This is a genomic window from Furfurilactobacillus milii, assembly GCF_009864005.1.
Taxonomy (GTDB): Bacteria; Bacillota; Bacilli; order Lactobacillales; family Lactobacillaceae; genus Furfurilactobacillus; species Furfurilactobacillus rossiae_B.
Genome location: NZ_WEZQ01000007.1, coordinates 1 through 739 on the forward strand (window position 1 = coordinate 1; position 739 = coordinate 739).

Sequence of the window (739 nt, forward strand, 5' to 3'; positions counted from 1 at the left end):
ATTAACCAACGCCCCCTTAAAGTACTTAACTGGCAAACACCTTACCAAGTGATGCTGACTAATTTGTCAAAAAATTCGGATCAAATTTGCAATCTACCGATTACACATATTATTTTGATCCATACACTTATCAAATTGATAAGAATAGATATGTATATAATGCCGATGATAACGCAACTTATTGGTTAGATGATAACGGTCGTTTGACATCTGGAAATTGGCGAATCGAAAAGGCTGTCACAACTGGCCGTGCGCTGATTGGCAGGTCTCCATATTCATGGGGCGGTGGACGGACTCCATGGAGTATTGCGGCCAACCAGTTTGACTGTTCTTCATTTATTCACTATATTTTTGCCTCAGCCGGAGTGATTTTGGGAAATTATCAATGGGCGACTACTTATTCGGAAAAAGATGAAGGTATAGCTGTTGACTGGTCTAATATGCGTCGAGGTGATATTTTCTTTTTTGCCTATGATGGTGATTATTATGATCATGTTGGCATGTACCTGGGGAACAACTTGTTTTTGCATGATTCTCCAAGCTCCCCAACGGGTGGCGTTGGCATTTCATCTATTACTGGTTTTTGGGCAGAAATTGCAAACCACGTTGTACGACGAGTTGTCTAACATGAATTTATAAGGGTTCTATCATATCTGTTGTTGGTCATGTCACAAGACATGATCGACAACAGATTTTTCTTTCTGTAATCTATGTATGTTGACACGAAAAAAAGGATATC

1 protein-coding gene is annotated in these 739 nt (G+C 39.5%); it reads left to right on the forward strand.

The window, feature by feature from the left end:
* Window positions 1-86 precede the first annotated feature (86 nt).
* Window positions 87-626, forward strand: coding sequence for a C40 family peptidase (locus GB993_RS06005; protein WP_238331614.1), 540 nt, complete (start codon window positions 87-89; stop codon window positions 624-626).
* The last annotated feature ends 113 nt before the right edge of the window (window positions 627-739 follow it).